The 17,122-nt window shown below is 73.1% G+C and carries 20 protein-coding genes; 8 read left to right on the top strand and 12 right to left on the bottom strand.

Annotation, left to right across the window (positions count from 1 at the left end; genetic code table 11):
* Nucleotides 1–8: 8 nt before the first annotated feature.
* Both ABZZ17_RS20715 and ABZZ17_RS20710 read right to left on the bottom strand, forming a co-directional pair.
* On the bottom strand, nt 9–800 hold the full coding sequence (locus tag ABZZ17_RS20715; protein WP_356877836.1) for a fused MFS/spermidine synthase: 792 nt from the start codon (nt 798–800) through the stop codon (nt 9–11).
* 79 nt (nt 801–879) lie between these two features.
* Nucleotides 880–1,725 carry a patatin-like phospholipase family protein gene (locus ABZZ17_RS20710; protein WP_356877753.1) on the bottom strand — a complete coding sequence of 282 codons (846 nt, stop codon included), beginning with the start codon at nt 1,723–1,725 and terminating at the stop codon, nt 880–882.
* Nucleotides 1,726–1,905: 180 nt separating this feature from the next.
* Here ABZZ17_RS20710 and ABZZ17_RS20705 point away from each other — a divergent pair, with 180 nt between their 5' ends.
* The 5 genes from ABZZ17_RS20705 to lnt all read left to right on the top strand — a co-directional run bounded on the left by ABZZ17_RS20705 (nt 1,906) and on the right by lnt (nt 6,034).
* Nucleotides 1,906–2,622, top strand: coding sequence for a VTT domain-containing protein (locus tag ABZZ17_RS20705; RefSeq protein WP_356877752.1), 717 nt, complete (start codon nt 1,906–1,908; stop codon nt 2,620–2,622).
* Nucleotides 2,623–2,670: 48 nt separating this feature from the next.
* Complete coding sequence (locus ABZZ17_RS20700; protein ID WP_356877751.1) at nt 2,671–3,549, top strand: undecaprenyl-diphosphate phosphatase; 879 nt, start codon at nt 2,671–2,673, stop codon at nt 3,547–3,549.
* Nucleotides 3,550–3,732: 183 nt separating this feature from the next.
* Nucleotides 3,733–3,909 carry a hypothetical protein gene (locus ABZZ17_RS20695; protein ID WP_356877750.1) on the top strand — a complete coding sequence of 59 codons (177 nt, stop codon included), beginning with the start codon at nt 3,733–3,735 and terminating at the stop codon, nt 3,907–3,909.
* A gap of 68 nt (nt 3,910–3,977) precedes the next feature.
* A complete protein-coding gene (locus ABZZ17_RS20690; protein ID WP_356877749.1) occupies nt 3,978–4,445 on the top strand; it encodes a nuclear transport factor 2 family protein in 468 nt (155 codons plus the stop codon).
* A gap of 47 nt (nt 4,446–4,492) precedes the next feature.
* Entirely contained in the window at nt 4,493–6,034 is a 1,542-nt protein-coding gene (gene lnt, locus ABZZ17_RS20685; protein WP_356877748.1) for an apolipoprotein N-acyltransferase, read from the top strand.
* Here the strand turns inward: lnt and ABZZ17_RS20680 are convergent.
* Nucleotides 5,973–6,884, bottom strand: coding sequence for a Gfo/Idh/MocA family oxidoreductase (locus ABZZ17_RS20680; RefSeq protein ID WP_356877747.1), 912 nt, complete (start codon nt 6,882–6,884; stop codon nt 5,973–5,975). The two genes, lnt and ABZZ17_RS20680, sit on opposite strands and share 62 nt — an antisense overlap.
* A gap of 259 nt (nt 6,885–7,143) precedes the next feature.
* Between ABZZ17_RS20680 and ABZZ17_RS20675 the strand changes: the two genes are divergently transcribed.
* Nucleotides 7,144–7,680, top strand: coding sequence for a hypothetical protein (locus ABZZ17_RS20675; protein WP_356877746.1), 537 nt, complete (start codon nt 7,144–7,146; stop codon nt 7,678–7,680).
* 54 nt (nt 7,681–7,734) lie between these two features.
* On the opposite strand, the gene ABZZ17_RS20670 is transcribed toward ABZZ17_RS20675, so the two are convergent.
* The 8 genes from ABZZ17_RS20670 to ABZZ17_RS20635 form a co-directional block, all read right to left on the bottom strand.
* Complete coding sequence (locus tag ABZZ17_RS20670; RefSeq protein WP_356877745.1) at nt 7,735–8,328, bottom strand: hypothetical protein; 594 nt, start codon at nt 8,326–8,328, stop codon at nt 7,735–7,737.
* Nucleotides 8,329–8,378: 50 nt separating this feature from the next.
* Entirely contained in the window at nt 8,379–9,047 is a 669-nt protein-coding gene (locus ABZZ17_RS20665; protein ID WP_356877835.1) for a uracil-DNA glycosylase, read from the bottom strand.
* Nucleotides 9,048–9,147: 100 nt separating this feature from the next.
* Complete coding sequence (locus ABZZ17_RS20660; RefSeq protein ID WP_356877744.1) at nt 9,148–10,731, bottom strand: ABC transporter substrate-binding protein; 1,584 nt, start codon at nt 10,729–10,731, stop codon at nt 9,148–9,150.
* A 152-nt stretch (nt 10,732–10,883) separates the two neighbouring features.
* A complete protein-coding gene (locus tag ABZZ17_RS20655; protein ID WP_356877743.1) occupies nt 10,884–11,645 on the bottom strand; it encodes an SDR family oxidoreductase in 762 nt (253 codons plus the stop codon).
* A 28-nt stretch (nt 11,646–11,673) separates the two neighbouring features.
* Nucleotides 11,674–12,435, bottom strand: a complete 762-nt coding sequence (gene fabG / locus ABZZ17_RS20650) for a 3-oxoacyl-ACP reductase FabG (RefSeq protein WP_356877742.1) — start codon at nt 12,433–12,435, stop codon at nt 11,674–11,676.
* 195 nt (nt 12,436–12,630) lie between these two features.
* Nucleotides 12,631–13,014, bottom strand: coding sequence for a DUF3037 domain-containing protein (locus ABZZ17_RS20645; protein ID WP_356877741.1), 384 nt, complete (start codon nt 13,012–13,014; stop codon nt 12,631–12,633).
* Nucleotides 13,011–13,859, bottom strand: coding sequence for a HipA family kinase (locus ABZZ17_RS20640; protein WP_356877740.1), 849 nt, complete (start codon nt 13,857–13,859; stop codon nt 13,011–13,013). Before ABZZ17_RS20640 ends, ABZZ17_RS20645 begins: the two co-directional genes overlap by 4 nt.
* 45 nt (nt 13,860–13,904) lie before the next feature.
* Nucleotides 13,905–14,519, bottom strand: coding sequence for a cysteine hydrolase (locus ABZZ17_RS20635; protein WP_356877739.1), 615 nt, complete (start codon nt 14,517–14,519; stop codon nt 13,905–13,907).
* 76 nt (nt 14,520–14,595) lie between these two features.
* On the opposite strand from ABZZ17_RS20635, the gene ABZZ17_RS20630 reads away from it, so the two are divergent.
* Complete coding sequence (locus tag ABZZ17_RS20630) at nt 14,596–15,054, top strand: pyridoxamine 5'-phosphate oxidase family protein (RefSeq protein WP_356877738.1); 459 nt, start codon at nt 14,596–14,598, stop codon at nt 15,052–15,054.
* 22 nt (nt 15,055–15,076) lie between these two features.
* Here the strand turns inward: ABZZ17_RS20630 and ABZZ17_RS20625 are convergent, their stop codons facing one another.
* A complete protein-coding gene (locus ABZZ17_RS20625) occupies nt 15,077–15,976 on the bottom strand; it encodes a LysR family transcriptional regulator (RefSeq protein ID WP_356877737.1) in 900 nt (299 codons plus the stop codon).
* A gap of 74 nt (nt 15,977–16,050) precedes the next feature.
* On the opposite strand from ABZZ17_RS20625, the gene ABZZ17_RS20620 reads away from it, so the two are divergent.
* Nucleotides 16,051–17,082, top strand: coding sequence for a DMT family transporter (locus tag ABZZ17_RS20620; protein WP_356877736.1), 1,032 nt, complete (start codon nt 16,051–16,053; stop codon nt 17,080–17,082).
* Nucleotides 17,083–17,122 lie beyond the last annotated feature (40 nt).

The raw sequence follows: 17,122 nt of genomic DNA, 5'->3' as shown, positions 1-17,122 counted from the left end.
GCGCGGGCTCAGCCGAGGCTGAACGCCCCCTGCGGCGGCTCCGGCGAAGCCACCGCGGCGGCGTCCGGCACCGCCGCGCCACCGCGCATGAACCGGGCCAGCGCGGCCCCGGACTCCACGCGGGCGGGGAACGGGTCGCCGGCGCACCGCCGGGCCAGGGCGGCCACCGGCAGCGCGGAGTCGGACGCCAGCAGCACCGCGTTGCCGAACCGCCGCCCGCGCAGCACCGCCGGCTCGGCGATCAGCGCCAGTTCCCCGAAGGCCTCCGCGAAGTTGGCCAGTTGCGCCTTCAGGAACGCGAACGGCGCCCCGTCCGCCAGGTTGACCGCGTACAGGCCTCCGGGCCGCAGGACCCGGGCCGCTTCCCGCGCGTACTCCACCGAGGTCAGCTGGGCCGGCACCCGGGAGCCGCCGAACACGTCGGCGACCAGGACGTCCGCGCTCGCCGCCGGAGCCTGCCCCAGCCAGGCCCGGGCGTCGGCGGCGTGCACCGTCACCTCGGCCCCGGCCGCGAGCGGCAGGTGCTCGGCGACCAGGTCGACCAGGGCGGCGTCGAACTCCACCACCGTCTGCCGGGACCCGGGGCGGGCCGCGGCGGCGTAGCGCGGCAGGGTCAGCGCTCCGCCGCCCAGGTGCAGCAGGTCCAGCGCGGCCCCCGGCCCGGCCGCGCAGTCCAGGACGTGCGCGAGGCGGCGTACGTACTCGAACTCCAAGTGCTCCGGGGCGTCGAGGTCGACGTAGGACTGGGGCGCCCCGTCGACCGTCAGCAGCCAGGCCCGGTCCCGGTCCACGTCCGGCATCAGTTTGGCGGTGCCCTGGTCCACGTCCCGGATCACCGGAATCTGTTCGTCGCTCACCCCACCATTGTCGGGCCGCCGGTCAGGCGCCCCAGACCGCCTGCGCCTCGGCCGCGTGCCCGGCGGCCTGGGCCAGGCCCGCCCGGGCGGCCGGATCGCGGCGTGCCGGGTCCAGGACGTTGCGCCCGAAGGCCTTGCGGGCCTGCGCGGAGGGGGTGATCAGCGCCACCCGGGCGCCCGCCGCGCGCAGCCGCTCGGCCTGTGCGGCGGGCGAGGGGATCATCGCGGTGCCGAGCGTCATCGGGGCGATGATCACCACGCGCCGGTATCCGGCGGCGACGTCCGCGTTGGTCGCGGAGCGGATCCCGCCGTCGATGAACCGCCGGCCGTCGACCGTCACCGGCGGCCACACCCCGGGTACGGCGCAGCTCGCCGAGACCGCGTCGACGAGGCCCGCGCCGCTCTCCCGGTCGAAGGCGGTCAGTTCCCCGCTCAGCGCGTCCACCGCGGTGACGACGAGGCGCCGCCGGGGCCACTCGTGCGAGACGAGGCGGGCCTTCAGCACCTCGCGGCGCGTGGCCTCCGCGCCGGTGTCGGCGGCGAGGGCCAGCGCGCCGATCCGCCTGCGGTAGTCCGCGGCGTTCCGGGAGCGGGCCATGGCGACGGCGTGCCGGACCAGCAGGCCGGCCCCGAACCTCGCCGTCGCCTCCCCGGCGGGATCGCCGAGCTGCCGTTCGTACAGCTGCTGCGGGGTGAGCAGTCCGGAGGTGAGCTGCGCGCCCACCACCGAGCCGGCCGAGGTGCCCACGACGAGGTCGGCGGTCGACAGGTCGACGCCTTCGCGGGCGAGCCCGTAGAGGATGCCGGTCTCCCAGCCGATGCCGGTGAGCCCTCCGCCGCCCAGTACCAGCGCCGTGTCGCCGCTCATGCCCGCCCCCGTTCCGCCCGCCGTGTCCCGCCCGTGTGGTGACGGCAGTCTGACGCAGGCGGGCCGCCGTCACCACCTCCGGGGGGGGGTGCCTCCGGGGCCCGTTCCCGCGGCCGGATGTTCGCCCGCATGAGGCCTGGATTACGGCGGTGCGCCGTACGGGTCGGTTAGTCTCCCGGAATGTCCCTCCTCCTCGCACCGTGGACCCGGCTGTCGCTGCTCGTCCTGATGCTGCTCGCGGCCGGGGTGTGCGTGGTGCTGTACGAGCCCCAGCGGCTGCTCTCGCAGGGCTGGCCCCCGGAGCTCCCGGTCGGGACGGGGGTGCTGCTGTTCGCGGGAGCGTACGGGCTGTGCACGGCGGCGTTCGTGCCCCGGCCGTTGCTGAACCTGGCGGCGGGGGCGGTCTTCGGTGCCCAGTTCGGGCTGGTGGCGGCCGTGGGCGGGACGGTGGTCGGTGCCGGGCTGGCCTTCGGCCTGGGCCGGGCCATGGGCCAGGAGGCGTTGCGTCCCTACCTTCGCGGCCGCTGGCTGGAGGCGGCCGACGCGCAGCTGAGCCGGCACGGTTTCCGCTCCATGCTCGCGGTGCGGATCTTCCCCGGGGTCCCCTTCGCCGCGGCCAACTACATCGCGGCGGTCTCGCGCTGCGGCTGGCTCCCGTTCCTGGGCGCGACGGCGCTCGGCACGGTTCCCAACACCGCCGCCTACGTGATCGCGGGGGCCAGCGCGTCCTCCCCCGGATCGCCCGCGTTCCTCGTCTCGTTCGGGTTCATCGCGGTGTCCGGGACGGTCGCCGCGGCCGTCGCCTGGCGCAAGCGGCACCGGCTGGCACCGGCCGCCACCTGCGAGCTGACGCCCCAGCACCCCCCTGTGGTCACGGTCGCTTCCCACGGGCCCTAGCATCGGACCCGAACTGCCCGACGATCACAAGGACGAGCGCACCCCGACATGAGCTGGTTCGAATCCCTAATCCTCGGTCTCGTCCAGGGGCTTACGGAGTTCCTCCCGATCTCCTCCAGTGCCCACCTGCGGCTGACCGCGGCGTTCGCCGGCTGGCACGACCCCGGTGCGGCCTTCACGGCCATCACCCAGATCGGCACCGAGGCCGCCGTCCTCATCTACTTCCGCAAGGACATCGCGCGGATCGTCTCCACCTGGTTCCGTTCCCTGTACACGAAGGCCCTGCGCTCCGAGCAGGACGCCAAGATGGGCTGGCTGGTGATCGTCGGCTCGATCCCGATCGGCGTCCTCGGCGTGGCCTTCAAGGACCAGATCACGGGTCCGGCCCGTGACCTGCGGCTGACGGCCACCACCCTGATCGTGATGGGTCTCGTCCTGGGCTTCGCCGACTGGCTGGCCTCGCGCGACGAGGAGGGCGGCCGGCACCGCGTGGTCGTCCAGCGCAAGACGCTTAAGGAACTGGGCGTCAAGGACGGCCTGATCTTCGGCCTCTGCCAGGCGATGGCGCTGATCCCCGGCGTCTCCCGGTCCGGTGCGACGATCTCCGGCGGTCTGCTGCTGGGCTTCACCCGCGAGGCGGCCGCCCGCTACTCGTTCCTGCTCGCGATCCCCGCCGTGCTGGCCTCGGGCGCGTTCGAGATCAAGGACGTGATGGAGAACCCGACCCACATCTCCTGGGGTCCGACGGTCTTCGCGACGGTGATCGCCTTCTTCGTCGGGTACGCCGTCATCGCGTGGTTCATGAAGTTCATCTCCACCAAGAGCTTCATGCCGTTCGTGATCTACCGCATCCTGCTGGGCATCGCACTGTTCGTGCTGATCGGCACGGGCGTGCTGAGCCCGCACGCCGGCGAGTCGGGCTCCTAGTGCCGTGACCGGAAAGGTCCACCGGGCCGCGACGCCCGGCACGGCACCTCTCCGCGTTGGTCGTACGCTCACCGCTTCGCGTGAATCGGAGGCCGTCCGGGAACGTTCCCGGGCGGCCTCCGCGTCGTTGTCCCCGTAGAGAGGTGTGCCGGGAGGGACCCGGCAGGCAAGAGGGGGTGTCCCATGCGCCGTGTGGTACTGGAGCGTTTTCCGGCGGGGAGTCCGAGGGGAAGCTGGCCGGCCGAGGAGTACGCCGCGCAGCGCAAGCGCGAGGGCGTTCCGGCGGAGGTGGTGATGGACCTCGACAGCGACGCGTTCCTCGTCGTGGTCCGCCAGCGGGAGGTGCTTTCCGGTCACTGACCGTCCTCGGGTGATCCTTCCGGCGCACGCCCCTTGGCCCCGGGCGCGCGCAGCCCCACACTGACCCGATGACGCAGCGTGTGGACCTCGCGACGGTAATGGACCGGCTGGCCATCGACGAAGTGGTCTCCGGCTACGCGGTGGCCGTCGACGACGGCGACTGGGCCGCCTACCGCGCCCTCTTCGCGCCCGGCGGCCGGGCCGACTACACGGCGGCGGGCGGGATCGCCGGCCCGGCCGGGGAGGTCGCGGACTGGCTCGCGGAGACGATGAAGCTGTTCCCGGTGCGCCAGCACCTCATCGTCAACCGGCTGGTCCGGCTCGCGGAGGAGGGCGGCGGGCCCGGGGACTCGGCGCAGGTCCGTGCGGACTTCCTGAACCCGATGCGGCTCGCCGGGGAGGAGTACGACGGCACGGTCACCTCCCCCAACTTCGTCGCCGCCGGCCGCTACGCCTTCACCCTGGCCCGCACCCGGGACGGCTGGCGGCTCACCGGGGTCACGGTGCACGAGAAGTGGCGCCACGTCTCGGCCTGAGCCGCGCCCCGTCGGATGCCGTCCCACACTGGAAGCGGAGGCGCCCCATGCTCACGAAGCGGACCAGGTGGCAGCGCGCGGCGGCCGCGGTGGCCGCCGGGGCGCTGCCCTGCCTCGCCTTTCCCGCCCCCGGCCTGTGGTGGTTCGCGTACGTCGCCCTCGTGCCCTGGATGCTGCTGCTGCGCTCGGCTCCCAGCGGGCGGCGCGCGGCCCTGGAGGGCTGGCTCGGGGGCGCGGGCTTCATCGTGGCCGTGCACCACTGGCTGCTGCCCAGCCTGCACGTGTTCCTGGTACCGCTGGCCGCGCTGCTGGGCCTGCTCTGGATCCCCTGGGCCCTGCTGGTGCGGGAGCTGCTCGGCGGGGCGCCGGCGGCGGGGCGGGCGGGGGCCGCGCTGGTCCTCGTACCGGCGGGCTGGCTGCTGTCCGAGCTGGTCCGGTCCTGGCAGGGGCTGGGCGGGCCGTGGGGGCTGCTGGGGGCGAGCCAGTGGCAGGTGCCGCCGGCGCTGCGGCTCGCCTCGGTGGGCGGGGTGTGGCTGGTGAGCCTGCTGGTGGTGGCGTTGAACTGTGCGGTGGTGCTGCTGATCGCGGCTCCGGCGGCGCGGGCTCCGGCGGTCGCCTCCGTGGCGGGGTGCGCGGTACTGACGGGGGCCGTGTGGCTGTGGCTGCCGCGTCCCGAGGTGACGGGCGCGCTGCGGGTGGCCGTCGTCCAGCCGGGCGTGGTGGGCGGGGCGGACGGCGCCGAGCGGCGGTTCGACGCGGAGGAGCGGCTGACGCGGACCCTGGCCGGCGCGCACCCGGACCTGGTGGTGTGGGGGGAGAGCAGCGTCGGCGCGGACCTGGCGGCGCGGCCCGACCTGTCGCGCCGGCTGGGCGCCCTGTCCGCGGAGGTCGGGGCCCCGCTGCTGGTCAACGTGGACGCCCGCCGCTCGGACCGGCCCGGGATATACAAGAGCTCCCTGCTGATCGGCCCCCAGGGGCCCACGGGCGAGCGCTACGACAAGATGCGGCTGGTCCCCTTCGGGGAGTACGTACCGGCCCGCTCCGTGCTGGGCTGGGCCACCTCGGTCGGGAAGGCGGCGGGCGAGGACCGGATGCGCGGCGCGGCCCCGGTGGTCATGGAACTGCCCGGGGGCACCCGCGTCGGGCCCTTGGTGTGCTTCGAGTCGGCCTTCCCCGACATGAGCCGGCACCTGGTCCGCGAGGGGGCCGCGGTGCTGGTGGCCCAGTCGGCGACCTCGACGTTCCAGGAGAGCTGGGCCCCGGCCCAGCACGCCTCGCTCGCGGCCCTGCGGGCGGCCGAGACGGGCCGTCCGGTGGTGCACGCCACCCTGACCGGGGTGAGCGCGGTACACGGCCCGTCGGGCGCGCGGACCGGCCCGGCCCTGCCCACCTCGGCCGCCGGGGCGGCGGTGTACGAGGTGCCGCTCGCCGGGGGCACGACCCCGTACGTCCGTTTCGGGAACTGGCCCGCGGGCGCCGCCCTGACCGTGCTGGCGGTGTACTGCGCGGTCCTGGGAGTCCGGGCGGTCAGGTCCGGGAGGCCTGCTCCAGAGCCGTCAGGACCACCCGCTCGCACAGCTCGTGGGTGAGCAGGGCGTCCCGGGCGCTCAGCGTCCTGCCGGTCTCCACCGCCTCCAGGAAGGTGTCGACGACCTGCTCGATCCCGCGCTGGCGGGCCACGGACACCCAGTCCCCGCGCCGCCGGACGGTCGGCTGGCCCTTGTGGTCGATGATCTCGGCGAGGTTGACGACCTGGCGCTTGGAGTCCTGCCCGGAGACCTCCAGGACCTCCTCGGTGGAGCCGGAGAGCCGGTTCATGATGCCGACGGCGGTGAACCCGTCGCCCGACATCTGGAGGACGACCTGGTGCATCAGCCCGTCGCGGACCACGGCCCGCACGTCGACGTGGTCGGCCTCGCCGGGCAGCAGGAAGCGCAGCGTGTCGACGACGTGGATGAAGTCGTCGAGCACGAGCGTGCGCGGGTCCTCGGGGAGCCCGACCCGGTTCTTCTGGAGGACGATCAGCTCGCGCGGATGGTCGGCGCACTGCGCGTAGCCGGGAGCGTGGCGGCGGTTGAAGCCGACGAAGAGGCTGACCCCGCGTTCCTCGGCCAGCTCCACCAGGCGCCGCGACGCGTCCAGCTCGTAGGCCAGCGGCTTGTCCACGTACGTGGGTACGCCCGCCTCCAGCAGCCGTCCGACGATCTCGGGGTGGGCGGCCGTCGGGGCGTGCACGAAGGCGGCGTCGAGGTCCTGGGCGAGCAGGGCGTCGAGCGTGGTGTGCAGGTGCCCGGCGGGAACGCGGTGGATCCCGCCGATCCGCTCCAGCGTCGCGGGGGTGCGGGTCTGCAGGTGCAGCTCGACTCCGGGGCGAGTGGTGAGGACCGGCAGGTACGCCTTCTGCGCGATGTCGCCGAGTCCGATGACGCCGACCTTCACCGGGAGCCTCCAGTTGTGTTCCTTGTGGGAACCCCGAGCTTAATCCCTGGTGGTCGGGGCCCGCGTTCGCCGAGGATCACCGGCCTGACCCGGCCCAACGGGTCCGGCGGACCGAGGCCGGACCGGCCCGGCGGGCCGCGTCGGGCCGGTGCCGGCCGGCACCGCGCGCCCGGCCCTGTCCGGCTGGCCGTCACCCGTGCGGGGGCATTATCCGCCCAGGGTTTTCGCAACGGGGTCCTCGCACAGCAGAGTTGCGCGGGTGCATCCAACCCGAACCTCTACGAAACTGCTGCTCGGAGTGGCCTGTGCCGTCTCGGCCGTCTCCGGTTGTGTGAACGTGAACCCGGCGCCGGCCATGCCGGCCGCGCCGCCCTCGGCGGGGCTGCCGCCGCAGCACCTGCCGCGCGGCGGGCCGGGGGCGCTGCCCGTGGTCGTCCAGGCGCCCGCCCTGGAGGCGCTGCGTACGGTGCCGGACGGGGCCGCGCACGCGTCGGCGCCGGCCGCGTCCCGCAGGGCGGCGGCGCCGCGCACCGGGGCCTCGGCAGCGCCCGCCGGGCACACGGAGGCGGTTCCGCCGGTTCCCGACATCCCGGAGCCGCCGAAGCCCGCGCGGCACGCCCGGGAACATCCCGCGGGCCGCCCGCACCCGGCCCGGCCGGACGCACAGGTGCCGCGCGAGCTGGTGCGGGAGCTGCCGGTCCGGCCCGCCGACGTGTGCGCGCTGGGCCGCCGGCACGGGCGCTGGCACCCGGACAGTCCGGAGGCCCGCATCTGCGCGGGCGTCCACGGAGGCTGAGCCCGGGCAACGCGCCGGGCCCGCACGCCCCCGTACGGACCCGGCGCTACGGCGCTACGGGGACTGTTCGGGGAAGGGCCTGGGGGCTTCGTCCGGCTCCGTGGCGAGGCGCCGCTCCAGCCGGGCGATGGCGGCCCGCACCCCGTTGCCGTAGCCGTCGTCGGACAGGGCCCCGGTGGCGGCCCGGGCCCGTGCCAGGTGCACGCGGGCGGCCTCGGGGCGCCGGAGTTTGACGTAGTCGGCGGCGAGGCTGAGGTGCAGCGAGGGGTAGAAGACGCGCACCGCCCGCTGCGGCTCGCGGCGTTCGGGGCGGTCCCCGGGGCGCGGTCCGGGGGGTGCTTCGGGCAGCCGCTCCCCGAGCCCCTCAGCGGCGGTCAGGGCGCGCAGGTCCCAGGCCAGTTCGTCGGCGGGGTCGTCCTGGGCGTCGGCCATGTAGTGCGCCAGGGTGCACCGGTGGAGGGAGTCGCCGTCCTCGCCGATCTCGGACCAGATCTCCCCGAGGCGGTTGCGGGCCTCCTCGCGGTCGCCGGCGTGCAGCAGGATGACCGCTTGGCCGATCCTGGTCATGACGGCGTCCTCCGACGCCTCCTGCTGCTCGGTCAACGCGGCCTCCGGCTTGCTCCGCCGGGCCTGGTACGGCCCGGTCATCAAGAAGCTAGCCGGAGGCGCCCCCTCTGGCGCCGAGGCGCGGGGTGGCGTCAGCCCAGGTCGGGAATGCGCCAGTCGATCGGCTCATGCCCCTGGGCGGCGACGGCCTCGTTGATCTGCGTGAAGGGGCGGGAGCCGAAGAACTTCTTGGCCGACAGCGGCGAGGGGTGGGCGCCCTTGACGATGACGTGCCGCTCCTCGTCGATCAGCGGGATCTTCTTCTGGGCGTAGGCGCCCCAGAGCACGAAGACGACGGGGTCGGGGCGCTCGGACACCGCGCGGATCACGGCGTCGGTGAACTTCTCCCAGCCCTTGCCCTTGTGCGAGTTGGGCTCGGCCTCGCGGACGGTGAGGACGGCGTTGAGCAGGAGGACGCCCTGCTCGGCCCACGGCATCAGGTACCCGTTGTCGGGGACCGGCAGGCCGAGCTCCTCCTTCATCTCCTTGTAGATGTTGCGCAGCGAGGGCGGGGTCTTGATCCCGGGCTGCACGGAGAAGCACAGGCCGTGGCCCTGGCCGGCGCCGTGGTACGGGTCCTGGCCGAGGACCAGGACCTTCACCTTGTCGAACGGCGTGGCCTCCAGGGCCGCGAAGACCTGCTCGCGGGGCGGGTAGACCGGCCCGTTCGCCCTTTCCTTCTCGACGAACTCGGTGAGTTCCCTGAAGTAGGGCTGGTCCAGCTCCCCGCCGAGAACGGGGAGCCAGGACTCGGGCAGCATCTGGGTCACGTCGACAACCTCCGGTACAAGTTCGTGCAACTCCTCAGAACCTACCGGGGGCCACTGACATCTCCGCGGCCCGGCTGCCCTCCGGCGGCCGTCACCAGCTGGTCTTGCGGTACAGCTCCCACATCTGCATCGCGGTCTGCGGGTCCAGGGCCCGCTCGGCGCCGGCGATGTCCTCGCGGGCTCCGACGTAGAGCTTGCCCTGCCACAGGGGCAGCAGGCGGACGTCCTGGGCGAAGATCTGCTGGGCCTTCTCGAACTGCTTGACGCCGGCCGCGCGGTCTCCCTCGCGGCGCGAGTTGGGGAGGAGCTCGTTGAGGATCTCGCCGGGCTCGTACGGGGTGCCGACCGCGTTGTCCTTGCCGACGAACGGGGCGATGAAGTTGTCGGGGTCCGGGAAGTCGGGGAACCAGCCTCGGCCGAAGACCGGGTACTCGCGGTTCTTGTAACCCTCCTGGAAGGCCTTCCAGGGCTGGCCGCGGAGGGTGACCTTGAAGAGGTTGCTCTCGTCCAGCTGGCGCTTGATCTCGGTGAACTCGTCCGCCGTCGAGGCGCCGTAGCGGTCGGTCGTGTACCAGAAGGTCAGCTCGACGGGCTGGTTGATCCCGGCGGCCTGGAGGATCTTCTTGGCCTTGCCGACGTCCGACTGGCCGTACATGTCGTAGAACGGCGTCTTGTGGCCGACGACCCCCTTGGGGACCATCGAGTACAGCGGCTCGGCCGTGCCTTGGTAGACCTTGGAGACGATCGCGCCGCGGTCGATGATCTGGGCGATCGCCTGGCGCACCGGGAGCTTGTTGACCTGCGGGTCCTGGGGGTTGAAGACCAGGTAGCGGATCTCGGCGCCGACGTTCTCGACGACCTGGACCCCGGCGTTGTGCGAGGCGGGGCTCTGGAGGTCCTTGATCTCCGCGGCGGACAGGCCTCGGTAGGTCGCGTCGATCTCCTTGTCCTTCAGGGCCGCGACCATCTGCTTGGAGTCCGAGAAGTAGCGGATCGTGACGCCGTCGTTGCGGCGGTTGGCGAAGCCCGCGTAGTTGTCGTTGCGGCCGAGGACCGCCTCGCCTCCCTCCTTGTACGAGGTGAGGACGAAGGGGCCGGAACCGGTGATCTTGCCGTCCTCGCGCACCTTGTCGGCCGGGTAGTCCTTGGGCGCGACGAGCGAGGCGGCCGGCGAGCCGAGCACGTACGGGAAGGTCGCGTCGGAGGTCTTCAGGTGGAAGACGACGGTGAGGTTGTCCGGCGTCTCGATCTTGTCCAGGCTGTTGAAGAGTCCGTTGGGTCCGAACTTGTGGTTAATCTTCCGGATCCGGTCGAGGGAGTGCTTGACGGCCTTGGAGTCGAGCGGCTCGCCGTCGGAGAACTTCAGGCCCTTGCGCAGGGTGCAGCGGTAGGACTGGTTCGCGGAGTCGGTGAACTCGCAGCTCTGGGCGGCGTCCGGCTGGGGCTTGGTGCTGCCCGTGGGGAACGCCAGCAGGGTCTGGTAGATGTTCCGGTACAGCTCCCAGGAGCCGTCCCAGGCCGCGGCGGGGTCGAGGTGGCTCGGCGCGCTCGTCGTGCCGACCACGATCCGCTTCGACTCGTCGCCGCCGTCGTCCGAAAGCAGACCGCATCCGGCGAGCAGGGATATGGACGCAAGGGCTGCAGTGGTCCGCAGGCATCTGGTCCGGTTGAACACGTGCACGCTCCTCGATCAGCCAGGGGTGCGGCAGACCCTACCGCAGTGCATCACAAATCCAATGGGCAGGTTTCGTGAGGCACTTGACCGATTACATGCACATTCGGCACGCATTTGCCTCCCCGGGGGAGGCAAATGCGTCCGGATATCGGTCAGCCGACTCCGGCATTGAGGAAGATTCCTCCGTCGACGACGAGAGTTTGTCCAGTGATCCATTCCGCTTGTGCAGATGTCAGGAATGCGGCGGCGCCCCCGATGTCCGCGGGGACCCCGAGCCGGCCGAGCGGATAGGCCGCCGCGGCTTCCTGCTCGCGGCCCTCGTAGAGCGCCTGCGCGAATTTCGTCTTCACCACGGCGGGGGCGATCGCGTTCACCCGGACCCCGGGTGCCATCTCGTGCGCGAGCTGGAGGGTGAGGTTGACCATGGCGGCCTTGCTCATCCCGTAGGCCCCGATGAAGGGCGAGGCGGAGACCCCGGCGATCGAGGCGATGTTCACGATCGCACCGCCGTTCTCCTTCTGCCAGGCGTGCCAGGTGCGCTGGGCGAAGCCGAGCGCCGAGATCACGTTGGTCTCGAACACCTTGCGCGCGACGCCGAGGTCCAGGTCGGCGATCGGCCCGAAGACCGGATTGGTGCCCGCGTTGTTGATCAGGAAGTCGCAGCGGCCGAAGGCCTCCATCGTGCGCTCCACGGCGACGGCCTGGTGGGCCTCGTCGTGCGCCTTGCCGGCGACGCCGATCACCCGGTCCGCGCCGAGCCGCTCGACGGCCTCCTTGAGCGCGTCCTCGCTGCGTCCGGTGATGCAGACCCGGTCCCCCCGGGCGACCAGCGCCTCGGCGATCCCGTAGCCGATGCCCCGGCTCGCGCCGGTGATGAGCGCGACCTTGCCGCTGTCGATGCCGTTGTCGGTCATGACGTACGCCCTGTCTCTCGTGGTCCGGTCAGTTGAGGGGGCCGCCGGCCACGTACAGGACCTGGCCGGAGACGAAGCCCGCGGCCTCGCTCGTGAAGAAGGCGATCGCGTTGGCGATGTCGTCCGGGCGGCCCACGCGCTGCACCGGGATCTGGGTGGCCGCCGCGGCCTGGAACTCCTCGAAGTCCATGCCGACCCGGGCGGCCGTCTGCGCGGTCATCTCGGTCACGATGAAGCCGGGGGCGACGGCGTTGGCGGTGACGCCGAACTTGCCGAGCTCGATGGCGAGGGTCTTCGTGAAGCCCTGCAGGCCGGCCTTGGCGGTGGCGTAGTTGGCCTGGCCCCGGTTGCCGAGGGCGGAGCTGCTGGACAGGTTCACGACGCGGCCGAACTTGGCCTCCACCATGTACTTCTGACAGGCCCGCGCCATCAGGAACGCACCGCGCAGGTGCACGTTCATGACGGTGTCCCAGTCGGTGTCGCTCATCTTGAAGAGGAGGTTGTCGCGGAGCACGCCCGCGTTGTTGACCAGGATCGTCGGGGCGCCGAGCGTGCTCGCGACGCGTTCGACGGCCGCCTCCACCTGGGCGCTGTCGGAGACGTCGCAGCCGACCGCCAGGGCCTTGCCGCCGGCGGCCGTGATCGCCTCCACGGTGTCCTTGCAGGCCGCCTCGTCGAGGTCGAGTACGGCGACCGCGCGGCCCTCGGCGGCCAGACGCACGGCGGTGGCCGCGCCGATGCCCCGGGCCGCCCCGGTCACGATCGCGACGCGCTGCTCGGTGGTGGACATGCTGGATCTCCTCGCCCTTGAGAGACGGCCGCCCTGAGGTGAGCAACCGCTTAGTAGCTTCAGCTGAGGAGACGCTAGGAGCCCTGGCACCCGGTGTCAACGGGGGCCCTCCCGGGGCGTGGTGCGCGCCGCTCCCGCCCGCGTCCGGCGCCGGTCGCCCGGGCCGGGCCGGGGGCGGGGGAACCGGCGGGCCGTTCAGCGGACCAGCAGGTCCAGGAGGCGTTCCACCTCGGCCTCCGGGTCGGCCGTCAGGCCGGTGTGCACCGGGCCGGGCTGGACCACCGTGCTGCGCGGCGCGATCAGCCAGCGGAACCGCCGGCCCGCGTCGCCGTCGGCCGCCTGCCCGGCCCGTTCGCCGCCCGCGCACAGCCCCTCGACCCCGTACAGGGCCGCCCGGACCCCGGCCACGTCGGCGCCGGGGTCGAGGGCGAGGAGCTTCGCCTCGTCGAGGTGGGTGCGCGCGGCGACGTACGAACGCGCCCGGCAGTAGACGATGACGCCGGCGTTGAAACACTCGCCGCGCTCCATCCTGGGCACCACGCGCACCAGCGCGTACTCGAACACGTCCCGCTTGGTCACTGGTCGTCGCTCGTCTTCTTGTTGATCTTGTGGGGCCATTCGGGGAGGTGGTCGGTGAGCCAGCCGGGCGGACCCGACGGAGCCTTCACCCGCGCCTCCAGCGAGATCCTCTCGTGGATCGTGGCCGCGCGCGGCAGCAGCGCCTCCACGTAGGCGCGGCGGACCCCGTCGGCGGAGTCGAAGCCCGGCTCGTCGACCAGCCACTCGTCGGGGACGTCGGCGGCGACCTCGGTGAGCAGCTCCTCGGTCACGAGCGGGGCGAGCTCGGCGGCGGCAGCGGCGATGTCCGGGCCCGCGGAGGCCAGGACGTGGTCGGAGGCGTCGTAGGGCTTGGCCGAGGCGGCCGGGGCGGTGGGCCAGTTGTGCTGCCAGATCATCGTGGCGCCGTGGTCGATGAGCCACAGGTCCCCGTGCCAGACCAGCAGGTTGGGGTTGCGCCAGGACCGGTCGACGTTGTTGATCAGCGCGTCGAACCAGACCACGCGGCCCGCCTCGACCGGATCCGCCCGGTAGGCGAGCGGGTCGAAGCCGATCGAGCCCGGCAGGTAGTCCATGCCGAGGTTCAGCCCGCCGCTGGCCTTCAGCAGCTCCTGGACCTCCTGGTCCGGCTCGCCGAGCCCGATGACGGGGTCGAGCTGCATCTGCACCAGGCGCGGTACGCGCAGGCCGAGGCGCTGGGCGAGGCGTCCGCAGACGACCTCGGCGACGAGGGTCTTGCGGCCCTGGCCGGCACCGGTGAACTTCATGACGTAGGTACCGAGGTCGTCGGCCTCGACGATCCCCGGGAGCGAGCCGCCCTCGCGCAGGGGCGTGACGTAGCGGGTCGCGATCACTTCTGTGAGCATCCGCCCAGGCTATCCGGCGGCCCCGGTCCGCCTTCCGAGGCACCGTCAGCGCGCGGGCCCCCAGCGCTCCAGCAGGGCTTCGGTCGTGGTGACGGACGCGACCAGCGCGAGGGAGTTGCGGATCACCTCGGCGGTGCAGGAGGCGGGGACCCCGGCGATGGCGTCCGCCGGGACGACCACCTGGTAGCCGAGGTTCACGGCGTCGAAGACGGTGTTCGGGATCGCGATGTTGGAGGAGACCCCGGTGACGACGAGGGTGCGGACGCCGAGGTTGCGCAGCAGCGCGTCGAGGTCGGTGCCGGCCATCGGGGAGAGCCCGTGCAGCCGGCGGACCACGAGGTCGCGGTCGGCCACGGTGATCGGTGCCGCGATCTGCACCGCCAGGGTTCCGGTCAGCTGGCGCACCGGCAGTTTCCCGGCGGCCCGGAACAGCCGCGCGTTGGCGTTGGCCCCCCGCCCGTCCGGCCGCCGCTCGGCGACCGCGTGCACCACCTGTACGCCGGCCCCCCGCGCGGCGTCGGCCAGGGCCGCCACCCGGGCCAGCATGCCGGAGTCGCGGGCCTCCTTCGCCAGCTCGGGCAGGGCGCTCTCCTCGCCGACGACGCCGTTCTGGCACTCGACGGTGAGCAGCGCGGTGGTGGCGGGATCGAGATCCGGCATGGCTCCCCCTGGCGTGGCGACGGAAGAGCCCTCATGATTCCTGACACACAGTCAGATGTGAAGGGGCGTGGGGCGGATGGACGGGACCCAGCGGCGGGGGCGCCGCATCATGATGACCAACGGGGAGGTGGACGCCTTCCTGCGCGAACAGCGCACGTGCCGGGTGGCCACGGTCTCCCCGGACGGACGTCCGCACGTCGGCGCGCTGTGGTTCGCCTGGGACGGGAAGTCGCTGTGGCTGTACTCGATCACGCGCAGCCGGCGCTGGTCCGACCTGCGCGCCGATCCGCGGATCTCGGTGGTCGTGGACTCCGGCGAGTCGTACGAGGAACTGCGCGGCGTGGAGCTGTCCGGCAGCGCCGTCTTCGTCGGCGAGGCCCCCCGGACCGGCGAGCCCTGCCCGGAGCTGGCCGAGGCGGAACGGCTCTTCCCGGTGAAGAACTTCGGGATCGAGGAGATGCCCCACGACGGCCGCCACGCCTGGATCCGGCTCACACCGGAGTCGGTGGTGTCCTGGGACTTCCGCAAGATCTGACGGCGCGGGCCGCGACAGGGCTCTAGACGAGCGCCGCCGCCTCGTGGAGCGCCTCGACCGCGGCGCGGATGGAGGGGCGGCGACCGGCGTCCGCCCGCCAGACGGCGTACACGTGGCGTCGCACGGCGTCGCAGACCGGGAGCAGCCGTACCCCGGGCGGCACGGGCCCGCGGCCCAGCCGGGGCGTCACGCACACGCCCAGGCCGGCTTCCACGAAGGCGAGCTGGGTGTGGTGCTCCTCGGCGATGTGGGCGATGCGCGGCTCGATGCCGGTCCCGCGCAGGGTGAAGACCAGCCACTCGTGGCAGAACTGCCCCTCGTTCCAGGAGATCCAGTCGTCGTCGGCGAAGTCCGCGAGGGAGATCCCGTCCCGGCCGGCCAGTGGGTGTCCGGCCGGGACCGCGATGTCGACGCCGTCGTCCAGGAGGTGGGTACGGGTCAGCTCGGCCGGCACCGGCATGCGCTTGTTGTGCCAGTCGATGGCCAGGGCCATGTCGAGGTCCCCGCGCACGACGGCGGCCATGCTCTCCTCGGGTTCCCGTTCCCTTACGAGGGCGCGCAGTTCGGGGTGGCCCGCGCGCAGGGAGGACAGGGCCCGGGGCAGCAGTCCGCGCATGGCCGTGGGGAAGGCCCCGATCCGCAACTCCCCCACCGCGCACCCCCGCTGGGCCTCCACATCGGCCTGGGCGAGCTCCACCTGGGAGATGATCCGGGCGGCGTGGTCCGCGAGGAGCCGCCCCGCGTCCGTGAGCCGGACCCCGCGGCCGCTCTTGGCCAGGAGGGGCTGCCCGACCTCCCGCTCCAGCTTGGCCATCTGCTGCGAGACGGCGGACGTGGTGACGTGGAGTCCGCCCGCGGCGGCGCTGACCGAGCCGTGGCGGGCGAGGGCGTCGAGGGTGCGCAGGCGCTCCAGGTTCAACATGTAAGCGATGCTACGCCGTCACCCCCACGAACTCTCGCTTGTCCTACGAAGTCGCGCGCAGGAGAGTAAGCCACATGAGCGCATCGGCACCCTCCCGCCCCACCTCCACCTCCTCCCCCGCCCCGGCGACGACGGCCGCCCCGGGCACGGCCGCAGCGAAGGCCGGCGGCCCGTCCGTCACCCGCGCCGCCGCTCCCGGAACCGGTCCCGCCACCGGAACCCGTCTGGACTGGCGCCTGCGCTTCGCCGTCCTCTCGGTGGTCTGGGGCTTCAGCTTCCTCCTGATCAAGGTCGGCACGCAGGCGTACGCCCCCTTCCAGGTCGCCTTCGGCCGGGTCCTCTTCGGGGCACTGACCCTCCTCGCCGTCCTGCTGGTACGCCGGGAGCCCCTGCCCCGCGGACTGCGGACCTGGGGCCACCTCACGGTCGCGGCGGTGCTGCTGAACACCGTCCCCTTCTCGCTGTTCGCCTACGCCGAGCTGAGCATCCCGTCGAGCCTGGCGGGGATCTGCAACGCCACCTCGCCGCTGTGGGGCATGGCCCTGTCCCTGGTCGCCCTGTCCGAGGACCGCCCGACGCGACGCCGCTTCGCGGGTCTGGGCCTGGGCTTCGTCGGCGTCCTGACCGTGCTCGGCGCGTGGCAGGGCTTCGCCGGGGTCGACGCCAAGGGCACCGCGCTCGCCCTGCTGGCCGCGCTCTGCTACCCGATCGGCTGGATCTACGTCCGCCGCACCCTGGCGTCCGTTCCGGGCTCCCCGGTGGCGCTCACCGGGGCCCAGCTCCTGGTCTCGGCCGTCCAGCTGGCCGCCGTCAGCGCCGTGTTCACCTCGGCACCCGCCTCGTTCCCGCTGTGGCCGACCCTCTCGGTGGTCGCCCTGGGCGCCCTCGGCACGGGCATGGCCCTGCAGATGCAGTACCGGCTGGTGACGGAGGTCGGTCCGACGACCGCCCAGATGGTCACGTACTTCATCCCGGTGATCGCCACCGCCGCGGGCGTCATGGTCCTCGGGGAGCAGCTCCACTGGAACACCCCCGTCGGCGCGGCCGTCGTCCTGGCCGGCGCGGCCCTCACCCAGGCCCGCCCCGGAGCCCGCAAGCGCGGCTGAGGTCCGCCGCCCGGCCACCGGCGACCGGCCCCGCCGCCGC

This window comes from Streptomyces sp. NPDC006512 (assembly GCF_040611935.1).
Classification (GTDB): Bacteria; Actinomycetota; Actinomycetes; order Streptomycetales; family Streptomycetaceae; genus Streptomyces.
This window is presented reverse-complemented; position numbering and strand designations above follow the sequence as displayed.

Coding starts and splice junctions, on each gene's coding strand:
- ABZZ17_RS20620 (WP_356877736.1), top strand. CDS start 16,051: ATGAGCGCATCGGCACCCTCCCGCCCCACCTCCACCTCCTCCCCCGCC.
- ABZZ17_RS20640 (WP_356877740.1), bottom strand. CDS start 13,859: ATGCTCACAGAAGTGATCGCGACCCGCTACGTCACGCCCCTGCGCGAG.
- fabG (WP_356877742.1), bottom strand. CDS start 12,435: ATGTCCACCACCGAGCAGCGCGTCGCGATCGTGACCGGGGCGGCCCGG.
- ABZZ17_RS20635 (WP_356877739.1), bottom strand. CDS start 14,519: ATGCCGGATCTCGATCCCGCCACCACCGCGCTGCTCACCGTCGAGTGC.
- ABZZ17_RS20705 (WP_356877752.1), top strand. CDS start 1,906: ATGTCCCTCCTCCTCGCACCGTGGACCCGGCTGTCGCTGCTCGTCCTG.
- lnt (WP_356877748.1), top strand. CDS start 4,493: ATGCTCACGAAGCGGACCAGGTGGCAGCGCGCGGCGGCCGCGGTGGCC.
- ABZZ17_RS20670 (WP_356877745.1), bottom strand. CDS start 8,328: ATGACCGGGCCGTACCAGGCCCGGCGGAGCAAGCCGGAGGCCGCGTTG.
- ABZZ17_RS20715 (WP_356877836.1), bottom strand. CDS start 800: ATGCCGGACGTGGACCGGGACCGGGCCTGGCTGCTGACGGTCGACGGG.
- ABZZ17_RS20690 (WP_356877749.1), top strand. CDS start 3,978: ATGACGCAGCGTGTGGACCTCGCGACGGTAATGGACCGGCTGGCCATC.
- ABZZ17_RS20695 (WP_356877750.1), top strand. CDS start 3,733: ATGCGCCGTGTGGTACTGGAGCGTTTTCCGGCGGGGAGTCCGAGGGGA.
- ABZZ17_RS20700 (WP_356877751.1), top strand. CDS start 2,671: ATGAGCTGGTTCGAATCCCTAATCCTCGGTCTCGTCCAGGGGCTTACG.
- ABZZ17_RS20630 (WP_356877738.1), top strand. CDS start 14,596: ATGGACGGGACCCAGCGGCGGGGGCGCCGCATCATGATGACCAACGGG.
- ABZZ17_RS20655 (WP_356877743.1), bottom strand. CDS start 11,645: ATGACCGACAACGGCATCGACAGCGGCAAGGTCGCGCTCATCACCGGC.
- ABZZ17_RS20665 (WP_356877835.1), bottom strand. CDS start 9,047: ATGCTGCCCGAGTCCTGGCTCCCCGTTCTCGGCGGGGAGCTGGACCAG.
- ABZZ17_RS20710 (WP_356877753.1), bottom strand. CDS start 1,725: ATGAGCGGCGACACGGCGCTGGTACTGGGCGGCGGAGGGCTCACCGGC.
- ABZZ17_RS20625 (WP_356877737.1), bottom strand. CDS start 15,976: ATGTTGAACCTGGAGCGCCTGCGCACCCTCGACGCCCTCGCCCGCCAC.